Consider the following 16,171-nt stretch of genomic DNA (forward strand, 5'->3'; position numbering starts at 1 on the left):
TCTCTCATCGGGTCAGCCAGCGGCTCTTGATCACGCGCCGGCTGCCGTTGCGGGTTCCAGAAGCAGAAAGGCCACCGCTGTGGGTGGCCTCGTTGGGATGTGTCGGTTCGAGCGGCGGCGAATCGTCCGGTGGACGCTCCATGCCGAGTTGTCGCTCCAGTTCGCGCCAGTGACGCTCCTCGAAGCGATCCAGGCCCGCCGCCGCTGCGGCGGCGCGGGCATAGACGTAGCAGTCGAGCGCCTCGTTGCGCTCGCGCATCTTTTGCCATTCGCGCACGGGGAAACCGTTGCGGTCGCGGCGGGTGATCAGTTGTTCGGCACAGAGCTGCTGGGTGAACTCCGCGTCGATCTTGGGCAGGTGGACGAAGCCTGCGGGGAACGTCGTGGTGACGCCGTCCTCGCCGACGTTGGCCGCCTTGCGCAGGTTGTTGTAAAGCTCCAGCTTGGCGATGCCGACCGCGACGGTGAATACCTTGATGCCACGGCGCAGCTTCTTCCCGTCGCGCGAGACATCGACCGCCGTCGGCGTGCCGATCAGCGCCGCGCCGCGCGATGCGCCCTTGACGGCCATCACGCGCGCATCGCGGCAGGCGCGCACGAAGGCGTAGGCTTCCTGCGTGGCAAAGCCGGTGTCGAGCGCGAAGCGTGCCAGCGGCATCGCCGCGCCCGTGGCGTGCGTCCAGGTTTCGTCGAGCATCTCGGCCAGACGCTTCCACACCTGCTCACGCGCGGTGTCGCCCATCAGCACGCGGTGCTCGACGAGCCATGCTTCCTTACCGCGTCCGAAGGCCCAGACCGAGACTTCGATGCGATCCTTCTGCACGTCCGCGCCGCCCACCAGCAGCAGACCGCCTTGCGGCACCGTGCCGATGCGGTAATCCTCGCGGCGTTCGACCAGCCGCTGCCAGTCGGGCGCTTCACCTTCCTCGACCCACGTTTCGCCGAGTTCGGTGTTCTTGAAGGTCTTGATCGCGGCGGCGGAACCGGATTCCTTGCTGACCGCCGCTTCCCACGCGGCGGCGATGTCGCGCCACGCGCGCCAGCCGACCGGGCTGTATAGCGAGGACAGGTGAAAGCCCGCCGTGCGCGGCGCACCGTCCTCGACCATCGCGCGCCACTCGCCGTGTTCGAGCATCCACGTCTTGTGGTGCTCCGCAATCGCGGTGTCGCAGGATTCGCAGACATAGGCCGCCGTCTCCGGCGCGCCCTTGTCCCAGCGCAACTGCTCGAAGCGCAGCCACTGCCGGTGCGAGCAATGCGGGCACGGCACGAAGTAGCGGCGCTGGTCGCTGGCCTCGTACTCGCGCTCGATGGCCGATGCGCCCGAGATCGTCGGCGTGGAAACGATGAAGATCTTCCGGCGCGCGAAGGTGCGCGTGCGCGCCTCCGCCAGCGAGATCGCGTCGCCTTCGCCCTCGACGTCCAGCGGGTAGCCGTCCACCTCGTCGAGGAACAGGTAGCGCACCGGCATCGAGCGCAGGCCGACCGCGCTGTTCGCGCCGGTCATCACCAGCACGCCGCCGCGAAACTCCTTGGCCAGAATCGTGTTGCCCGAATCGCGCGAGCGAGCCGGAGCGATCAACTCGGCCAGCACGCCCGATTCCTCGATCAGCGGGTCGATGCGCTGCTTGGAGTTGCGCTTGGCCATCTCGACCGTCGGCCAGACCGCCATCATCGGGCCCGGCGCATGGTGGATGACGTAGCCGATCCAGTTCGATCCCATCTCGGTCGCGCCGAGCTGGGCAGCCTTCATGAACACCACGCGCTCGACCGGCGAGGTCGGGGACAGGCAATCCATGATGGCCTTCAGGTACGGCGTGCGGCTGGTGCGCCAGCGGCCCGGTTCGGCGGATGCCTTGCTGGAGAGCATCCGATGCCGATCCGACCATTCGGACACCGTGAGCAGCGGATCGGGCGTCAAGCCCTCGCGCCACGCGCGTTCGATTTCGGCTGCGCCTTCGTAATCGACGTCCATTTGTTCCTGTTCAGTCCACGCGCGGGCGCAGATCGCCAAGTTCCTGCAAGTGCTCGCGCACGGCGGCCTCGAGCGCGACATGCATCGTGTGCGGGGCGACCCCGAGCTTGGCCGCCATCTGCGCGGAGATGCGAGCGGGCCAGTTCAGCCACGCATCGCGCTCGGAGCGCGCCAGCTTGAAGACATGGGCGATGGCCTGCGGCCGATCCACCAGCTCGCCCTTGAGCCGGGCCAGCCGCACCTTGTTCGTCTGCGCCTTGACCACCTCGTTGACCGTGCGCGCCTGAAGCAGCGACGCACCGCCAGCAGGAAGGGCGGCGGGACCGTCGCCACCGCCTTCCGGTACGGCGACCTTCGTGGCCTTGGCGCGCGTCCCCGCCTTGGGAGCATCCGAGTTGCGTGCCCACTCCCGATCCGCGCGGTCGGCGTCGATGGTGCCGTCAGCTTCCGGCGTGATGCGCCCAGCCCGGATGGCCTTGTGAACAGCGGTGTCGGTTACGCCCCGGTGGCGGGCGTAAGCGCGTATCGAGATGCCCATTTTGAGAACCAGCGGCCCCTTCATTCATTTGTTCGTCATTCCCCCGGAATCAGCTTGGCTTCTCTCTGGAACAGCGCGTTCATCACGTCACCCATCAACCACCCCGAAGGAGCAGCAAATGACCACCAGCCAACTGACCCCGGCCCAGCACGCGATCCTGGCCTACGCCCTCGAACACACCGGCGGCAAGATCGACTGGTTCCCTGACAACATCAAAGGCGGCGCACGCAAGAAAGTGCTAGACGGCCTGTTCAACCGCGCCCTGATCACCACCGACGGCAACGACTGGTTCGTCGCCGCCGAGGGCTACGACGCGATGGGTCGCGCCCGTCCCGCGCCCCTGGACGCCGACCCGGAGATCGAGGCCGCCGTGACGGCCGCCGAGGCCGAGTGGGCCCAGGACAAGACCACGCAGGCCAAGCCGCGCACCCGCGAAAACAGCAAGCAGGCCGAAGTCATCCGGATGCTGCAGCGCGCAGAGGGCGCGACGGTGCGCCAGATCTGCGACGCCACGGGCTGGCAGGCGCACACGGTGCGCGGCACCTTCGCCGGAGCCTTCAAGAAGAAGCTCGGCCTGACCATCGTCTCGGACAAGGCTCAGGGCGGCGAGCGGGTCTACCGCATCGCCTGATCAGAAAGATCGAGAAAGAGGCCAAGCGGCGCTTGGCTTCTCAATCGAGCAGCGCGTTACTACGGACGTCGCAACGATCAACCCGAAGGAGCCCGAGATGACCACCAACCAGATCCCTGCCACCCAGAACGAAGCCTGGGGCTTTTGGGGCACGATGAACGAGCACGCCAGCGCTGCGTGGCCCTTGGCGATGAACGCCATTTCGGACGCCACCGGCCAGCCCCTCGAATCGGTGCGGATCTTCCTCGACAGCCGACACGGCCGCCACTTTGCCGACGAGGTTCAGAACGGGCTGTACCGGGGCCAGACCTTGACGGACGCGATCAACGCCGCCACCCGACAGTGGATGGGCTGGACGATTGGACGCCAGACCAGCAAGCAATACGGCATCCCGCGCGGTCTGCCCTACCTGACGGGCTTCGTGATTCACTGCGAGATCACCGACGAGTCGCGGGCCGCCTGATCGAACGCCATGCCATCCGCCTCGCGGGTGGCACGTTTCCCAGTCCAGTCCTGCCAGCGGCGCACAATCACGTCGACGTACTTCGGGTCGAGTTCGATCAGCCGCGCCAGCCGCCCCGATTTCTCGGCGGCGATCAGCGTCGTGCCAGAGCCGCCGAACGGGTCCAGCACCACGTTGCCGGGGCGGCTCGAATTGCGGATCGCCCGCTCGACCAGCTCCACCGGTTTCATCGTCGGGTGCAGGTCGTTCTTCTGCGGCTTCTTGATTTGCCACACGTCGCCCTGATCACGGTCGCCGCACCAGTGGCGTTGCACCCCTTCGGGCCATCCGTACAGAATCGGCTCGTACTGGCGCTGGTAGTCGGCGCGACCCAGCGTGAAGGTGTTCTTCGCCCAGATGATGAACGTCGACCAGTGGCCACCGGCGGCGCGGAACGCCGCCTGCAGCACGTCGAGTTCGCTGGAGGACATCGCCACGTAGATGCCGCCCCGGCAATGCGCGACGGTGGGCGTCAGCGCCGCCAGCAGGAAGTCGCAGAAGCCGTCGCCCAGGTTGTCGTTCAGGATCGCGCGATCCTTGCCGCGCATCTTGTCCTTGGCACTGTTGGCGTAGTTCACGTTGTACGGCGGATCGGTGAAGACCATGTCCACCTGCTCGCCTTCCAGTAGTCGCTCGTAGCTTTCGGCCAGAGTGGAGTCGCCGCACAGCAGGCGGTGACCACCGAGCAGCCAGACGTCGCCCGGACGCGAGACCGGCGTCTCGCTGACCTCGGGCACCGCATCGTCATCGGCTTCGCCCTCAGTATCCGGCTCGTCGCCCGCCATCAACTCGGCCAGCGCGTCGGCATCGAAGCCGGTGAGCGACAGGTCAAAGTCATCGTCCTGCAGGGCCGCGATCTCGATGCGCAGCATCGCGTCATCCCACCCGGCGTTCTCGGCGATGCGGTTGTCCGCGATGACCAGCGCCCGGCGCTGGGTCGGGCTCAGATGGTCGAGCACGACCACCGGCACCACCTCCAACCCGAGTTTCTGCGCGGCGGCGAGCCGACCGTGCCCGGCGACGATCACGCCGTCGCTACCCGCCAGGATCGGATTGGTGAACCCGAACTCGGCAATCGACGCAGCGATTTGCGCCACCTGTTCATCCGAGTGGGTGCGCGCGTTGCGGGCGTAGGGCAGCAGCTTGCCTGTGGGCCACTGCTCGATCTTGTCGGCCAACCAGGAGGCGTTCATTGCTCGGCCTCCGTGGTGGCCAGACGCTCGTTGGCGACGTGGTCGAAGGACTGGCCTGTGGCCAGCAGTGTGACGGGCACGCCAGGGTGGTTCTGCTGGAAGCGCTTGATCGCAACATCCACGTACTCCGGCGCGATTTCGACCGTGCGACAGATCCGACCGGTGCGCTCTGCAGCCAGCATCGTCGTGCCGCTGCCACCGAAGGGCTCGAACACGATGTCGCCCGAATCGGTGTAGGCCTCGATGACGAACTCCGGCAGCGCGACCGGGAACACGGCCGGGTGGTCGATGTCCTGCCCGATCTTGCCCTTGTGGCGCATCACGCGGATCACCGAGTCGGGAATGCGGGTGTCCTGTGTCGGCTGGCCCTTGTGCGTCCAGCCGCCCACCTCGCCATCCTTGCCGCGCATTGCCGTGGACGACCCGTCAGCACGCAGGTGCGATTCCTGGCCAGCATGCTTGCACGGCACGATCTTGTTCGGCTTGCGGCTCTGGCGGTTGAAGTGAAAAACGAATTCGAAGCTTGGCGCGAAGCGGCCCGCCCAGTCGCCGGGCATGCCCGGGCCCTGATCCCAGACGTACCACGCGAAACGCCGCCAGCCCTGCTGGCGCATCCAACCGAGCCACGCATCCCAATACGGGATGACCTCGTTGTCGCGGTGGATCAGCCCGAGGTTGACCAGCACCTGGCCATCCTGAGCCATCGGCAGATGGGCGAACACGCCGCGCATCAGGCCATCCCAGTCGGCGATGCCGCCCGAGGTGTAGTCACGCTGATTGCCGTAAGGCGGTGAGGTGAAGCACAGGCGAGCCATGTCGCCTTGCATCAGCGTGCCGACCACGGCACGGTCGGTCGCGTCGCCGCAGATCAGGCGATGCTGGCCGATGGCCCAGACATCGCCGGTGCGCGACACCGGCACCACGGGTGCATCCGGCACGTCGTCAGCGGCGTCCGGTTCGTCGCCGTCCGTTGCGTCCTGCTGCTCCTGGTCGGCCTCATCGGAGACCACGTCGTCGGCGAGCAGTGCCTCGATCTCGGCATCCTCGAAACCGGTCAGCCCAAGGTCGTACCCGGCCTCGGACAGCTCGGCCAGTTCCAGCGCCAGTAGTTCCCCGTTCCATCCCGCATCGAGCGCCAGCCGGTTGTCGGAGATGACGTAGGCGCGCTTCTGCGTCGGCGACAAGTGCGCCAGTTCGATGACCGGCACCTGATCCAGTCCCAGCTTGCGCGCGGCAGCCAAACGGCCGTGGCCCGCGATGATGCCGTTGTCGCCGTCCACCAGCACCGGGTTCGTCCAGCCGTACTCGACAATGCTGGCCGCGATCTTGGCCACCTGCTCGTCGGTGTGCGTGCGCGGGTTGCGGGCGTAGGGAATCAGCGCCTCGACCTTGCGGTACTCGACGTTGAGCGTGTTCAGAATCGGTTCCTCGAAAAAGGAAAACCCGCCGACGGAAAACCGCGGGCGGGCTCGTGATGGGTGCGGACTGGTGCGGGTGCAAACTGCAAACCCTGCAAACCTTGGTTTGCAGTCGGACGCTAGGCGAATGCCGCGCTCGCGCCCCCCGCATGGGCTATTGGCCAGGAAGGACCCGTGAATGCCCGGGCGGCTTCCTCGACCGTCACCGCTGTCCAGAAGATAGCTGCAATCCTACCCCCGGACCGGCGAATCTGTTGCAGCGGCGAAAGCCGCATTTCGCCGCCGATGCGCGCGGATGCGCGACCGCACCCGCCAAATCACGCCAAAACACTACGCCGTCAAGGCGACGCCGTTGAGGTGATCGGCCACCAAATGCAACGCCCGCTGCCACCGCCGCCAGGCGGTGGTCCGGTCGCAGCCGAAGCGGGCGCAGATCTCGCGCCAGCGGTGGCGCTCGGCGCGCATCCATACCAGGTGGCGTTCCTCTTCCTCCAGCCACAAGACCCAGCGCATGGTCTCGAGCATCCGCTCGACCGTCTCGGGTGCGGGCGGGAAGCGCCGGATCGAGGGTTCGGCCCCCAGCGTCTCCCAGGGCATGCGCCGGATCGCGGGCCAGGTGTTGAAGTAGCCCTGCACGCGCACGGGCGGCAGGCGGTGGGCGGTGATGGCCGCCTCCCGGAAGCGTTCGGCCACACGCTCGACGGTCCACTCAGCCATGGCGCGCCTCCCGTGCGCCGTAGAGCCGCTCGCCGATTCGGCGGATCAGCTCGCGTTCCATCCAGTCGAGCCGGTCGTCGTCGAGGCAGACGACGAGCAGGCGCTGCTCGCGCCAGCCGCGGCGTTTGACGGCCTCCACGTCCATCGGCTCGGGCTGCAGGCGCCCCAGCGGGCAGCGGTAGCGAGGGGTCGGGACGTCCATCTCACGCCTCCTGCGCCGCGTCGTGATGCTGGATGGCCCAGTGCAACAGCGCCAAGGCGTCGGCCTCGTTGTCGTCCGCCGGGGCGTGACCCCGGCGACGCACGGCCGCCATCACCGCGTCCTTGCGGGCGTTGCCTTTGCCGGTGGCGTGCTTCTTGATCGTGCCCACCGGCACGCCCTGGTAGGGAATGCCGTGGTGCTCGCACCAGGCCGTGAGCGTGGCCAGGAACCCGCCGTAGGCGTGCGCCGCGTCGGTCGAGACGTGGCGGCGCACTTCCTCGAAGACCAGCGCGTCGATCCCCTCGGCGTGGGCCTTGAGTTCGGTGAGCCAGCCCTTGAAGCGCAGGAAACGCATGCCGCCGCCTTCGAAGCGTCGGGGCTTGAAGGATTCGGTGCCGCTGGTGATTCGGCCCGTGCGGTCGCGCAGCGCCCAGCCGGTGGTGGTGCCCAGGTCCAGGGCCAGGATCGTGGTGTGCATGGTGTCAGTCCTCGTTCGGTGGGGACTGACGCATCCGACGCACGATATCGATAGTTCCCGTGAGGCGCGCGCACGCGCGCGCGCGTAGAGACTTACGATGGACAGCGTCAGATGCGTCAGTCCTGTCGGTGGTCACGGGTGTTCAGTCGTCGGCATAGGGGGTGTAGGCGGGCTGCATCGGGTGCTTGAGACCCACGCCACGGAAGCCCCGGATGCCGGCGGCGTTGCGCCATTTCTCGACGCCGCGGGTGATCAAGAGGTCGGAGAAGCGGCGCTGTGAGCCGACGAACTCGCCGGCGGCCTCCGCCCACTGCTTCCAGTCGGTGAACAGTTCGGCGGTCAGTGACTTGGCATTGGCCTCGCGCACGCAGCGCTCCTCCAGCCAGCGGCCCAGCGCGTCCTCGGCCTCGAAGTACTCCTCGGTGGCCGCCACCACCTGCGGCGGCGGATCGAGCCGGCCCAGGCGCTGCCAGGCCAGGCACCCTTCCAGCGCCCAGGCCAGGATGCCGTCCCGCTCGGCCAGCAACTTCTGCTGCAGGTGTTTGTCGCGCCGCTCGGGCGGCACGGTGATCGTGAAGGGGATCAGGTGCAGCCGGCGCTTCATCGCCTCGTCCACGTTGCGGATCGCGGGCTTGTGGTTGCCGGCGATGACCAGCTTGAACTGGGGCGTGTACTCGAAGAAGTCCTGGCGCATGAAGCGCGCCGAGACCTTGTCGCCGCCGGTGATGGCCTTGACCTTGGACTCGTTCCAGCGCCGGCCCTGCTCGGTCTCGATGGAGGAGACGAAGCGCGCCCCGCGCAGGCCCGCCATGTCGGTCGGATGCCGGTCGCCGCGCGCCTCCATGAAGGTGTCCATCGGCGCGCTGGCGGCGTAGTCGCCGAGGATCGTGGCCAGGGTGTTCACGAACACCGACTTGCCGTTGGCGCCGGTGCCGTAGAGGAAGAACAGCGCATGCTCCCGGGTCGAGCCGGTCAAGCAGTAGCCGCTGACGCGCTGCAAATAGGCTTGCAGGTCCGCGTCGCCGCCGGTGACTTCGGCAAGGAAGCGCCGCCAGGTCGGGCAGTCGCCGCCGGGCGTGGCGGTGGTGATCTTGGTCATGCGGTCGGCGCGGTCGTGTGCGCGCAGGCGGCCCGTCCTGAGGTCGACCACGCCGCCTGGGGTGTTGAGCAGCCAGGGATCGGCGTCCCACTCGGCGGTGGTCGCGGCATGACGTCGGTCTGCGCGAGCCAGGCGTTCGACGCCGCCGACGGTGCCGGAGGTGGCCAGCTTGGCCGCCAGCTTGGGGTTGTCGGCCTGGAGGGCCGCGTGTCGGCAGACACCGCGGATCAAGTCGGTGGCCGCCAGCGTTTCCTCGTTGCGCCAACGCCGGCCATCCCACACCAACCAGCGGCCCCAGGCCGCCACGTAGCGCCAGTCGCGGTGGTAGCGGCGGGTGAAGGCCAGCGCCAGGGCATCTTCGGTGCCCCACACCGATTCATCCGCGCCGATCACCGGCTCGCCGGGGTCCGCAATGTCATGCACCTGCACACGCGGGCCGTGGGCGAGGAAGGCCGCGACGTCGAAGCCCTCGGCCACGGCATCGGCCGCATCCCAGCCCTCGGCGGCTTCCTCGGGTGGGTAGAGGATGTGGCAGGTCTTCGCGCCCGCCGACAGAATCGCCTGGGCCGCCTGCACGGCGTACTCCCAGCCCGGCTTGTCGCGGTCGGGCCAGATCAGCACGGCCTTTCCCGCCAGCGGCGACCAGTCGGTCTTGTCCACGGGCGCATTCGCCCCGTGCATCGCGGTGGTGGCCACGATCCCGAGCTCGATCAAGGCCTGGGCGCATTTCTCGCCCTCGACCAGCACGACCTGGGCGGCGTCCTGGATCCCCGGCTGGTTGTACAGCGGCCGCGGCTCGGGCGGTGCCATCTTGCGCCGTTTGGCGTCCCAGGGCCGGAATTCCTTCTTGCGCCCGGGCGGGTCGTAGCGGTAGACCACGGCGATGAGGCGCCCTTGTGCGTCGAGGTAGTCCCACTTGGCGGTGGCCGGGCCGAGGTCGTCGATCGAGGCCTTCTTGGCCGCCTTGCGCGGCGGCGCCGTGAGCGCTCGGCCGACGAGGTCCTCGGCCAGGTCGAGGACGCGGGCGAAGTCGCCGTGCACGTCCACGCCGAAGTGAGCGCCGATCAGGTGGAACACATCGCCGCCGGAGCCTTCGGCGCGGTCGGTCCACAGTCCCGCCTTGTCGCCGTCGAGCACGACTTCCAGGCTGTCGCCCGGGCTGCCGAGCACGTCGCCGATGACGAACTTGCCGCGGCGCTTCTTTCCAGCGGGGAACAGGGTGAACAGCACCGACTCCAGCCTCGCGAGCAGCGCGGCGCGCACGGCCTCGCGGCGCTCGGACGCCGGGATCTCGGGCGCGGGTGCGGTGTCATTGAAGTCCAGCATCCGACTCCTCCTCGTGCCCTGCGTCGGCCGTGAGCAGGGCTTGACGTTCCTCCATCCACGCCATCAGTTCGGAGAGCTTGAAACGCAGCAGCTTGCCCACCCGGTAGTGCGGCAGGCGCAGACGCCGGCGCTCCTTCGCGTGCGTGAGCCAGTAGTGCGGCAGATTGAGCGCCAGTGCCGCCTCGCGTGCGTCGATCAGGCGCTCCCCGAGCACCTGGTGCAGCGGTGTCTCGTTCATGCCGCAGCCCTCCAGCACCGGTCCTGCCACGGACACATCCGGCACTCGACATGGGTGGGATCGGAGAACGAGCGCGGCAGCAGTTCGCCCGCCTCGGTGGCCGTGATGACCTTCACGGCCCGGTCGGACATGCGCTGCGCCAACGCCGCATCGAACGGCACCAGCTCGGCGTGAATCTCCATGGTGTCGGCGTTCACCGCCGTGAACAGGGCCGGGTGCGCGTGCAGTTCGAGGTAGGCCTGGTAGAGCGCCACTTGCGCGGCGTAGACCGGGCGGGCAGACGCGAGCCGGTGCTTCTCCAGCTCGCGCCACGACTTCGCTCCCAAGCACTTGTTCTCCCACAGCGCCGGGTAGCCGCAACCGAACCCCAGGTCGGGCCCGGCGACGAGCACGCCATCGACGTGGCCCTGCAGGCGCCCGTCCAGCGCCGAGAAGCCGAATTGCTCCTCCGCGTCGTTACGCGTGCGCAGATCGAAGCCCGCGGCACGCAGCCATCCGACCATGCAGTCCTCGATGAGGTGGCCGCGCTCGAAGACGCGCAGCATGCGGCCGTCGGTCTCGCGACCCGGATCGACCGGGGCGTCGGCGAACTCGTACTGCAGCGCGCGCTCGCAGGCGACCCCGAGGCGCGAGGCGCCGAGGTAGGTGCGGCGAGGCTGCGCCGCGCGAGACTGCTGCAGCCCGGCGTCGATCAGCGCCGTGAGCTGACCCGACAGGCTCTTGGAGGCGTTGAAGTCCATCATCGCCGCGCCTCCTTGGGTGCTGCCGTGCGTGCCGTCTGCGCTTGAGCCTTCGGCTCCTCCCACGGCAGATCGTCCTCGAGGTCGGCGAAGGGGTCGGACACCGGGTCTTTCAAGCCCCGCACCGGCGGATACTTGGTCGCCTCGTGGTGCTCGACCATCGCCTCCGTGTAGCAGGTGACGATGGCGTCGACCACCTGGAGCGCCTCGGCCTCGGAATACTCGCCCAGCGGCTTGGCAAAGCCGATCTCGCCCGCGACCTCGCCGAAGGCCTTGAGGCACTTCTTCATCGCGGCCAGTTCGACGTCAGACGGGTCGATCATGGCCACCTCCGTCTTGGGCGTGCGTCCTTCCTGCACCCGCAGCCACTGACCGTAGAGCGCGTGAAACGCCTGCTGGCAACGCCGCGAGCAGAACACCCAGTCGATCGGATAGCGCCGGGCATCGCCCACCGGATGCCGAAGGTCCGAGTGGCCGTAGCCGCCCGCCTGTCGTTTGCAGACCCAGCACTTGCCGCTCATTGCATTCGCTCTCGCCTTCGGCTTCGCGAAACTTCGCTTCGCTCGTTTTCATCGCCCCTCCTCTCACTGCGCCCAGGCCGGCTTGCCCGGCACGGCGGGGCGTTGCGGGGCAACCGGTGCGGGCATCGCACGGGGCGGGGCGACCGCCGCCGGCGCGCCGGAGTGGGCGGTGCCGGGGTTCTTCGGCGGCAGCCCCATCAGGCGGGCGTAGTCCGGGTGGTCGGGCTCGACGGCGTTTCGGATGACGTTCTTCAAGTCGCCGCGGCCGTCCTTCTCGATGTCGATGCGGGCCGCAAACTCGATGCCGTCGAGCTCGTGGAAGCCCTGGATGCGCCGCGCGGCGGCGGCCTGCGGGCTCATGTCCTGCGGATGGACGTTGCGGGCGGAATTGAGCACGGCGCGCACGAAGCTGCGCCCCATCTGGCCCCAAGCCGGGCCCTTCGGGGAATGCAGGCCGATGTTGCTCCAGAGCTTGCGCCGGGCGTACTCGCCCTCCAGCACCACGAACTCGGCCGCCAGATAGACCGAGCCAGTTCCAAAGCTCTGCGTGGCGTAGCCGCCGGTCCAGCCCTGGGCCGGGTCATCAAAGCCCCCGGGCTTGAGCGTCATGCGCACGCGGGCGAGCGTGCCCTTGGGGATGAGGTCGAAACTGGGCTGCTGCTGCGCGTCGTTGAAATCGTTCCAGGCGGTCATGGCTCACTCCTCGAAGGCGGTAGCGGATGGCGGAAGGCGGGTGGCGGCGGCGCACTTGTCGATCAGCGCGCGCAGGTTCGGCGGCTCCAGCAACTCGAGCTGGCCGGAGCGGTCCTTGGCCGGGACGCCGTAGGGGTTCAGCGTGTGGCAGACGAAGGCGCGGTAGATTGATCCGTCCTCGGCCTTGATCTCGGCCAAGGTGACCACCTCGTCGACGATGCCGGGCAGTTCCGCCGCGGTCTTGGCGCCCTCGATCTGCGGCACGAAGACCTTGCGGTTGAAGTCGTCCAGGCGCTCGTCGAGGATGGCGACGAACACGACGTGCTTGCCGCGCGCGTGCTGCAGATGGGTCAGCGCCCCGATCAGTTCCGAGCCGAGCAGGCCGTAGGCGCCCCGGGTGTCGGGCTTGCCGGTGCGCTCGCTGTAGGCTTGCGGCTGGGTCTTGGCCCAGACGAGCGCCAGGCGCGCGAGTACCGTGATCGAGTCGACGAAGTAGGTGTCGTACTTGGCCAGTTGCGCGGGATCGCCGTAGCGCTCGCACACATGCCGGTAATGCGCCTCGGAGTACGGCGCATCCGCCGGCAACGCCGGGTTCGGGCCGGCCAGGAACACCACGAGATCGCGGAACTCCGGCCAGGTGCTCGGGCGCACGCAGTCGCCGCGCCAGTCCTTGACGGCCAAGTCGCCAGCCTCGAGGTCGACGAACAGGGTCGAGGCTTCGGGCAGGGTCTTCAACTGGCTGGTCTTGCCGATGCCGCTCTTGCCTAGAAGCACGAGCTTCACGCCCTGCTTCTCGCGCAGCCGCTGATCGGCGGTGATGATGGGGAGGGCCATCACGCCACCTCCTTCAGCCGCTCCGCGACCGCCGGGTTCCAGAGGATCTGGTAGCCGCTGTGCCCGTTGCGCGAGTACGGCATGGCTTCGGCCCAAGCCTCGCCGGCTTCGGTCAGTTCCCACTCGTCCCGCTCGTTGCGCAACTGCAGGCCGTGGTGGGCCAGGCGCTGGTTGATGGCCTTGGCCGACAGGCCGAGCAGCCTGCCGAGCTGGGTGGCGTTGAGCGAGCAGATCGCCTCGTTCGCCGCAGTGTCCCGGGCAGGAAGGGCGCGGCGCAGCGTCTCGACCGCCAGGCCCGTGTTCTCCTGGATGCAGGAGAGCGTGGCCGCCATCGCGATGCCGGGTTTGACCCCCGGCACCTTGGCCACGGCCTCGCCGATCAGCAGCAGAGCGGCGATGCGGTCCTGGGTGGGTGCCGGCAGGGTCGGGCGTGCACTTGGCGCCGTGTAGCTGCCCGTCTTGCGGATCGCCGGCAGCACCTCGTGGGTGACCCAGCGCTTGAAGCGCTTGGCCTCGCGCTTGCGGCTGCCGAGGACCAGGCTGTACAGCCCGGGCTCGTTGACGACGTTGACCTGGTCATTGCCGCGCGAGATGCCCTGAATTGAGATCAGGGCTTGCTCGTCAGGGTCCAGTCGCGCCAGGGCGCGGGTGGTGTTCGGCAGTTCAAGAACCGCGCACACATCCACCGCGACGAACCACGGTTCGCCTTGGGCATCCGTGACGACCCGGACCGGACGGCCTTCGAAATCAAACGGGATCAGTTCGGTGCTCATGGATCACTCCTCCGAGACGAGGGCCAGCCGGAACGTGGGCTTGCCGGGCTTGACGGTGCGGGCGGCATCGAACCCGGCGCGCAGTGCCGGCGGCCAGTTGGAGAAGCGCGATTCCGAGACGGAGTACTCGACGTCCAGGTAGTCCTCGACCTTCTCGCCGGCGGCGGCGATGCGCCGGGCGATGGCGGCCAGTTGCGCCTGGTCCCAGGACACGCGCTTCGGGACATCGACCGTCACGCGAAGCAGCCCGTCCTTCAGGTGCACGACGCCGAAGTCCTTGCCCGCCTCGAGGCGGGCAGCACGGGCCTGCTCGCCGTAGGCGGCCTCCAGCGCAGCGTCGAACTTGGCGCGGGCCTGCTTGAGCCAGGCGAGCGCTTCGTCCAGGTGGCGGCTGATCTCCGCCTTCTGGGCGGGCGGAAGTTGAGCCAGCTGGCCGACGGACATCGCGGCGATGTCGGCGGGGTAGAGGGTCAAATCGCTCATCGCATCCCCCTTCAGCGCGCCGCGCGCTCGGAGGTCGAGTCGTGCAGGGCGCCACGCTCGAACTCGATGACCGACTCCAGGGGGTAGCTGACGCGCTTGGACAGCTTCAGGTAGCGCGGGCCCCGCCCTTCGCTGCGCCAGCGCTGCAGGGTCTTGGGGCTCAGGCCCCAGCGCTGCGCGAGCTCGTTCTCGTTGAGGACCCGACGGTCGCCGGGAGACAGGCCGTTGATCGCATCGACCGGCGACCGGGGGATGGTGCTTGCCGTTGTCGGCATGGAAGCCTCCTATGACGCTGTTGAGGAACAGGTGTCATTGCAGGCTTCGGGTGGCGAACCTTGGAGGGACCGAATGGCGAACCACGCGGGAACTTCGGGTTCGCCAAAGTTCTCGCCGATACGAAAACGGCGGGCACAAGGCCCGCCGTCATGGTCGAGGATCAGTCAAGGACGGCTGTGCGTCACTCCGCCTGCAAGGCGGCGATCAAGGGGCAGCGCACCCGGCCGCGAATGGCATTGCAGCGCTGCACGAGCTCGGACAGCGCCGCTTCGATGCGCTGCAGGTCAGCCAGTCGTTCGCGAACGTCAACGAGTTTGCGCTGAGCCTGCGCACGCGCCTCGGCGCAGTGCGATCCGTCCTCGAGCTTGAGCAGTTCGGACACCTCGTCGAGACTGAAGCCCAGCCGCTGTGCCGACTTGATGAAGCGGACGCGGCCAAGCTCGTCGGCGCCGTAACGGCGGATACTTCCCTGCGGCCGATCTGGTTCGGGCAACAGCCCCTTGCGCTGGTAGAAGCGGATGGTTTCGACATTGACGCCAGCCGCGCGCGCCAGCGCGCCGATCGTCATCGCCTCGATCTCGGGCGTGCTGTTCATGGTCTTGACTCCGTACTTAAGTACGGAAGTAAGCTTACTCCATGAAACCAGACACCCCAACTGCGCAAGGCAGTACCGGAGGCGGCCGTGCGGCGCTCGCGGCCGGATTCGTCTCGGCCATCCTCGCATCGACCTGCTGCCTCGGGCCATTGGTGCTGATCACGCTGGGCTTCTCAGGGGCATGGATCAGCAACCTGACGGCCCTCGAACCCTACCGCCCGATCTTCATCGGCGCGGCCCTCGTCGCGTTGTTCCTCGCCGGGCGACGCATATGGGCGAAAGCCCCGGCGTGCGAACCCGGACAGGCCTGCGCGGTGCCGTCGGTTCGGCGCGGCTACGAGCTGCTGTTCGGGATCGTGGTCGCCCTGGTGATCGTGGCGCTCGGCTTCCCGCTGGTCGCGCCCTGGTTTTACTGAACGGAGGTTTTATGAAGAGATTGCTTGGTTTTCCGATGCTGACGCTCGCCCTGATCGTGAGCGTGCCAGTCATCGCCGCGACAAAGACCGTCACCCTGTCAGTGCCGGGCATGAACTGCGCCGCCTGCCCGATTACGGTCAAGAAGGCGCTCGGCAAGGTGCCGGGCGTGGCCAAGACGGACGTGAACCTCGACAAACGACAGGCGACCGTGACGTTCGACGACGCGCGGGCGAATGTAGAGGCGCTGACGCGGGCGACCCAGGATGCTGGCTACCCCTCGACGGTGGTCGGGAGCGTGAAGTGACTGCCGTCGTTCTGGAATCGACGTTGACTTGTCCGGAGTGCGGTCACACCAAGACCGAGACCATGCCTACCGATGCCTGCCAGTGGTTCTATGAGTGCGAGGCCTGCCACGCCATACTCAAGCCCAAGCCCGGGGACTGCTGCGTCTATTGCTCCTACGGCACTGTGCCGTGCCCACCAATCCAGGAGCGTGGCAGAGGTAGTTGTTGCGCCAGCTGA

Annotated in this window: 22 protein-coding genes; 5 read left to right on the forward strand and 17 right to left on the reverse strand. The window is 68.0% G+C overall.

From position 1 onward, the window contains the following. Positions 1-4 precede the first annotated feature (4 nt). Together F1599_RS03275 and F1599_RS03280 are read right to left on the reverse strand one after the other, a co-directional pair. Positions 5-1,975: a phage terminase large subunit family protein gene (locus F1599_RS03275; protein WP_053822758.1), complete on the reverse strand. Its 1,971-nt coding sequence runs from the start codon at positions 1,973-1,975 to the stop codon at positions 5-7. Positions 1,976-1,985: 10 nt separating this feature from the next. After that, positions 1,986-2,513: a hypothetical protein gene (locus tag F1599_RS03280; RefSeq protein ID WP_053822759.1), complete on the reverse strand. Its 528-nt coding sequence runs from the start codon at positions 2,511-2,513 to the stop codon at positions 1,986-1,988. Between the two features lie 118 nt (positions 2,514-2,631). Between F1599_RS03280 and F1599_RS03285 the strand changes: the two genes are divergently transcribed. Next, positions 2,632-3,144 carry a DUF3489 domain-containing protein gene (locus tag F1599_RS03285; protein ID WP_053822760.1) on the forward strand — a complete coding sequence of 171 codons (513 nt, stop codon included), beginning with the start codon at positions 2,632-2,634 and terminating at the stop codon, positions 3,142-3,144. 97 nt (positions 3,145-3,241) lie between these two features. After that, the gene (locus F1599_RS03290) at positions 3,242-3,607 is read left to right on the forward strand and encodes a hypothetical protein (protein ID WP_053822761.1); all 366 of its coding nucleotides are present in this window, start codon (positions 3,242-3,244) and stop codon (positions 3,605-3,607) included. On the opposite strand, the gene F1599_RS03295 is transcribed toward F1599_RS03290, so the two are convergent. The 15 genes from F1599_RS03295 to merR form a co-directional block, all read right to left on the reverse strand. Then, positions 3,571-4,839 (reverse strand): site-specific DNA-methyltransferase, encoded by a 1,269-nt coding sequence (locus tag F1599_RS03295; protein WP_053822762.1) that lies wholly within the window; start codon positions 4,837-4,839, stop codon positions 3,571-3,573. The genes F1599_RS03290 and F1599_RS03295 overlap by 37 nt on opposite strands. Continuing rightward, on the reverse strand, positions 4,836-6,257 hold the full coding sequence (locus F1599_RS03300) for a site-specific DNA-methyltransferase (RefSeq protein ID WP_053822763.1): 1,422 nt from the start codon (positions 6,255-6,257) through the stop codon (positions 4,836-4,838). The genes F1599_RS03295 and F1599_RS03300 overlap by 4 nt, the downstream gene beginning before the upstream one ends. Positions 6,258-6,587: 330 nt before the next feature. Then, positions 6,588-6,974 (reverse strand): DUF6362 family protein, encoded by a 387-nt coding sequence (locus F1599_RS03305; RefSeq protein ID WP_053822764.1) that lies wholly within the window; start codon positions 6,972-6,974, stop codon positions 6,588-6,590. Continuing rightward, the gene (locus F1599_RS03310) at positions 6,967-7,176 is read right to left on the reverse strand and encodes a hypothetical protein (RefSeq protein WP_053822765.1); all 210 of its coding nucleotides are present in this window, start codon (positions 7,174-7,176) and stop codon (positions 6,967-6,969) included. Before F1599_RS03310 ends, F1599_RS03305 begins: the two co-directional genes overlap by 8 nt. 1 nt (position 7,177) lies before the next feature. Next, the gene (locus tag F1599_RS03315) at positions 7,178-7,654 is read right to left on the reverse strand and encodes a crossover junction endodeoxyribonuclease RuvC (protein WP_087782353.1); all 477 of its coding nucleotides are present in this window, start codon (positions 7,652-7,654) and stop codon (positions 7,178-7,180) included. Between the two features lie 142 nt (positions 7,655-7,796). After that, on the reverse strand, positions 7,797-10,079 hold the full coding sequence (locus F1599_RS03320; protein WP_053822766.1) for a phage/plasmid primase, P4 family: 2,283 nt from the start codon (positions 10,077-10,079) through the stop codon (positions 7,797-7,799). Continuing rightward, positions 10,063-10,317, reverse strand: coding sequence for a helix-turn-helix domain-containing protein (locus F1599_RS03325; protein ID WP_053823234.1), 255 nt, complete (start codon positions 10,315-10,317; stop codon positions 10,063-10,065). Before F1599_RS03325 ends, F1599_RS03320 begins: the two co-directional genes overlap by 17 nt. Further along, a complete protein-coding gene (locus tag F1599_RS03330) occupies positions 10,314-11,060 on the reverse strand; it encodes a hypothetical protein (protein WP_087782354.1) in 747 nt (248 codons plus the stop codon). The genes F1599_RS03325 and F1599_RS03330 overlap by 4 nt, the downstream gene beginning before the upstream one ends. Continuing rightward, the gene (locus tag F1599_RS03335; protein WP_053822767.1) at positions 11,057-11,578 is read right to left on the reverse strand and encodes a DUF6511 domain-containing protein; all 522 of its coding nucleotides are present in this window, start codon (positions 11,576-11,578) and stop codon (positions 11,057-11,059) included. The genes F1599_RS03330 and F1599_RS03335 overlap by 4 nt, the downstream gene beginning before the upstream one ends. Before the next feature lie 63 nt (positions 11,579-11,641). Beyond that, complete coding sequence (locus F1599_RS03340; RefSeq protein WP_053822768.1) at positions 11,642-12,271, reverse strand: hypothetical protein; 630 nt, start codon at positions 12,269-12,271, stop codon at positions 11,642-11,644. A gap of 3 nt (positions 12,272-12,274) precedes the next feature. Next, the gene (locus F1599_RS03345) at positions 12,275-13,105 is read right to left on the reverse strand and encodes an ATP-binding protein (protein ID WP_053822769.1); all 831 of its coding nucleotides are present in this window, start codon (positions 13,103-13,105) and stop codon (positions 12,275-12,277) included. Continuing rightward, entirely contained in the window at positions 13,105-13,878 is a 774-nt protein-coding gene (locus tag F1599_RS03350) for a BRO-N domain-containing protein (protein WP_053822770.1), read from the reverse strand. Before F1599_RS03350 ends, F1599_RS03345 begins: the two co-directional genes overlap by 1 nt. 3 nt (positions 13,879-13,881) lie before the next feature. Beyond that, complete coding sequence (locus F1599_RS03355) at positions 13,882-14,361, reverse strand: hypothetical protein (protein ID WP_053822771.1); 480 nt, start codon at positions 14,359-14,361, stop codon at positions 13,882-13,884. Between the two features lie 11 nt (positions 14,362-14,372). After that, on the reverse strand, positions 14,373-14,636 hold the full coding sequence (locus F1599_RS03360) for a helix-turn-helix transcriptional regulator (RefSeq protein WP_053822772.1): 264 nt from the start codon (positions 14,634-14,636) through the stop codon (positions 14,373-14,375). A gap of 182 nt (positions 14,637-14,818) precedes the next feature. Then, entirely contained in the window at positions 14,819-15,232 is a 414-nt protein-coding gene (merR, locus tag F1599_RS03365) for an Hg(II)-responsive transcriptional regulator (RefSeq protein WP_053822773.1), read from the reverse strand. Between the two features lie 41 nt (positions 15,233-15,273). Here merR and merT point away from each other — a divergent pair, with 41 nt between their 5' ends. The 3 genes from merT to F1599_RS26110 are packed head-to-tail and all read left to right on the forward strand — an operon-like array spanning position 15,274 to position 16,171. After that, complete coding sequence (merT, locus tag F1599_RS03370) at positions 15,274-15,648, forward strand: mercuric ion transporter MerT (protein WP_053822774.1); 375 nt, start codon at positions 15,274-15,276, stop codon at positions 15,646-15,648. 11 nt (positions 15,649-15,659) lie between these two features. After that, positions 15,660-15,953, forward strand: coding sequence for a mercury resistance system periplasmic binding protein MerP (merP, locus tag F1599_RS03375; RefSeq protein WP_053822775.1), 294 nt, complete (start codon positions 15,660-15,662; stop codon positions 15,951-15,953). Next, positions 15,950-16,171, forward strand: coding sequence for a GDCCVxC domain-containing (seleno)protein (locus F1599_RS26110; RefSeq protein WP_082371571.1), 222 nt, complete (start codon positions 15,950-15,952; stop codon positions 16,169-16,171). The genes merP and F1599_RS26110 overlap by 4 nt, the downstream gene beginning before the upstream one ends.

Source organism: Cupriavidus cauae (genome assembly GCF_008632125.1).
Classification (GTDB): Bacteria; Pseudomonadota; Gammaproteobacteria; order Burkholderiales; family Burkholderiaceae; genus Cupriavidus; species Cupriavidus cauae.

What these genes read in the sequence shown, in the direction of transcription:
- F1599_RS03275 (WP_053822758.1), bottom strand. Translation starts at nt 1,975, where the DNA reads ATGGACGTCGATTACGAAGGCGCAGCCGAAATCGAACGCGCGTGGCGC.
- F1599_RS03280 (WP_053822759.1), bottom strand. Translation starts at nt 2,513, where the DNA reads ATGGGCATCTCGATACGCGCTTACGCCCGCCACCGGGGCGTAACCGAC.
- F1599_RS03285 (WP_053822760.1), top strand. Translation starts at nt 2,632, where the DNA reads ATGACCACCAGCCAACTGACCCCGGCCCAGCACGCGATCCTGGCCTAC.
- F1599_RS03290 (WP_053822761.1), top strand. Translation starts at nt 3,242, where the DNA reads ATGACCACCAACCAGATCCCTGCCACCCAGAACGAAGCCTGGGGCTTT.
- F1599_RS03295 (WP_053822762.1), bottom strand. Translation starts at nt 4,839, where the DNA reads ATGAACGCCTCCTGGTTGGCCGACAAGATCGAGCAGTGGCCCACAGGC.
- F1599_RS03305 (WP_053822764.1), bottom strand. Translation starts at nt 6,974, where the DNA reads ATGGCTGAGTGGACCGTCGAGCGTGTGGCCGAACGCTTCCGGGAGGCG.
- F1599_RS03310 (WP_053822765.1), bottom strand. Translation starts at nt 7,176, where the DNA reads ATGGACGTCCCGACCCCTCGCTACCGCTGCCCGCTGGGGCGCCTGCAG.
- F1599_RS03315 (WP_087782353.1), bottom strand. Translation starts at nt 7,654, where the DNA reads ATGCACACCACGATCCTGGCCCTGGACCTGGGCACCACCACCGGCTGG.
- F1599_RS03320 (WP_053822766.1), bottom strand. Translation starts at nt 10,079, where the DNA reads ATGCTGGACTTCAATGACACCGCACCCGCGCCCGAGATCCCGGCGTCC.
- F1599_RS03325 (WP_053823234.1), bottom strand. Translation starts at nt 10,317, where the DNA reads ATGAACGAGACACCGCTGCACCAGGTGCTCGGGGAGCGCCTGATCGAC.
- F1599_RS03330 (WP_087782354.1), bottom strand. Translation starts at nt 11,060, where the DNA reads ATGATGGACTTCAACGCCTCCAAGAGCCTGTCGGGTCAGCTCACGGCG.
- F1599_RS03335 (WP_053822767.1), bottom strand. Translation starts at nt 11,578, where the DNA reads ATGAGCGGCAAGTGCTGGGTCTGCAAACGACAGGCGGGCGGCTACGGC.
- F1599_RS03340 (WP_053822768.1), bottom strand. Translation starts at nt 12,271, where the DNA reads ATGACCGCCTGGAACGATTTCAACGACGCGCAGCAGCAGCCCAGTTTC.
- F1599_RS03345 (WP_053822769.1), bottom strand. Translation starts at nt 13,105, where the DNA reads ATGGCCCTCCCCATCATCACCGCCGATCAGCGGCTGCGCGAGAAGCAG.
- F1599_RS03350 (WP_053822770.1), bottom strand. Translation starts at nt 13,878, where the DNA reads ATGAGCACCGAACTGATCCCGTTTGATTTCGAAGGCCGTCCGGTCCGG.
- F1599_RS03355 (WP_053822771.1), bottom strand. Translation starts at nt 14,361, where the DNA reads ATGAGCGATTTGACCCTCTACCCCGCCGACATCGCCGCGATGTCCGTC.
- F1599_RS03360 (WP_053822772.1), bottom strand. Translation starts at nt 14,636, where the DNA reads ATGCCGACAACGGCAAGCACCATCCCCCGGTCGCCGGTCGATGCGATC.
- merR (WP_053822773.1), bottom strand. Translation starts at nt 15,232, where the DNA reads ATGAACAGCACGCCCGAGATCGAGGCGATGACGATCGGCGCGCTGGCG.
- merT (WP_053822774.1), top strand. Translation starts at nt 15,274, where the DNA reads ATGAAACCAGACACCCCAACTGCGCAAGGCAGTACCGGAGGCGGCCGT.
- merP (WP_053822775.1), top strand. Translation starts at nt 15,660, where the DNA reads ATGAAGAGATTGCTTGGTTTTCCGATGCTGACGCTCGCCCTGATCGTG.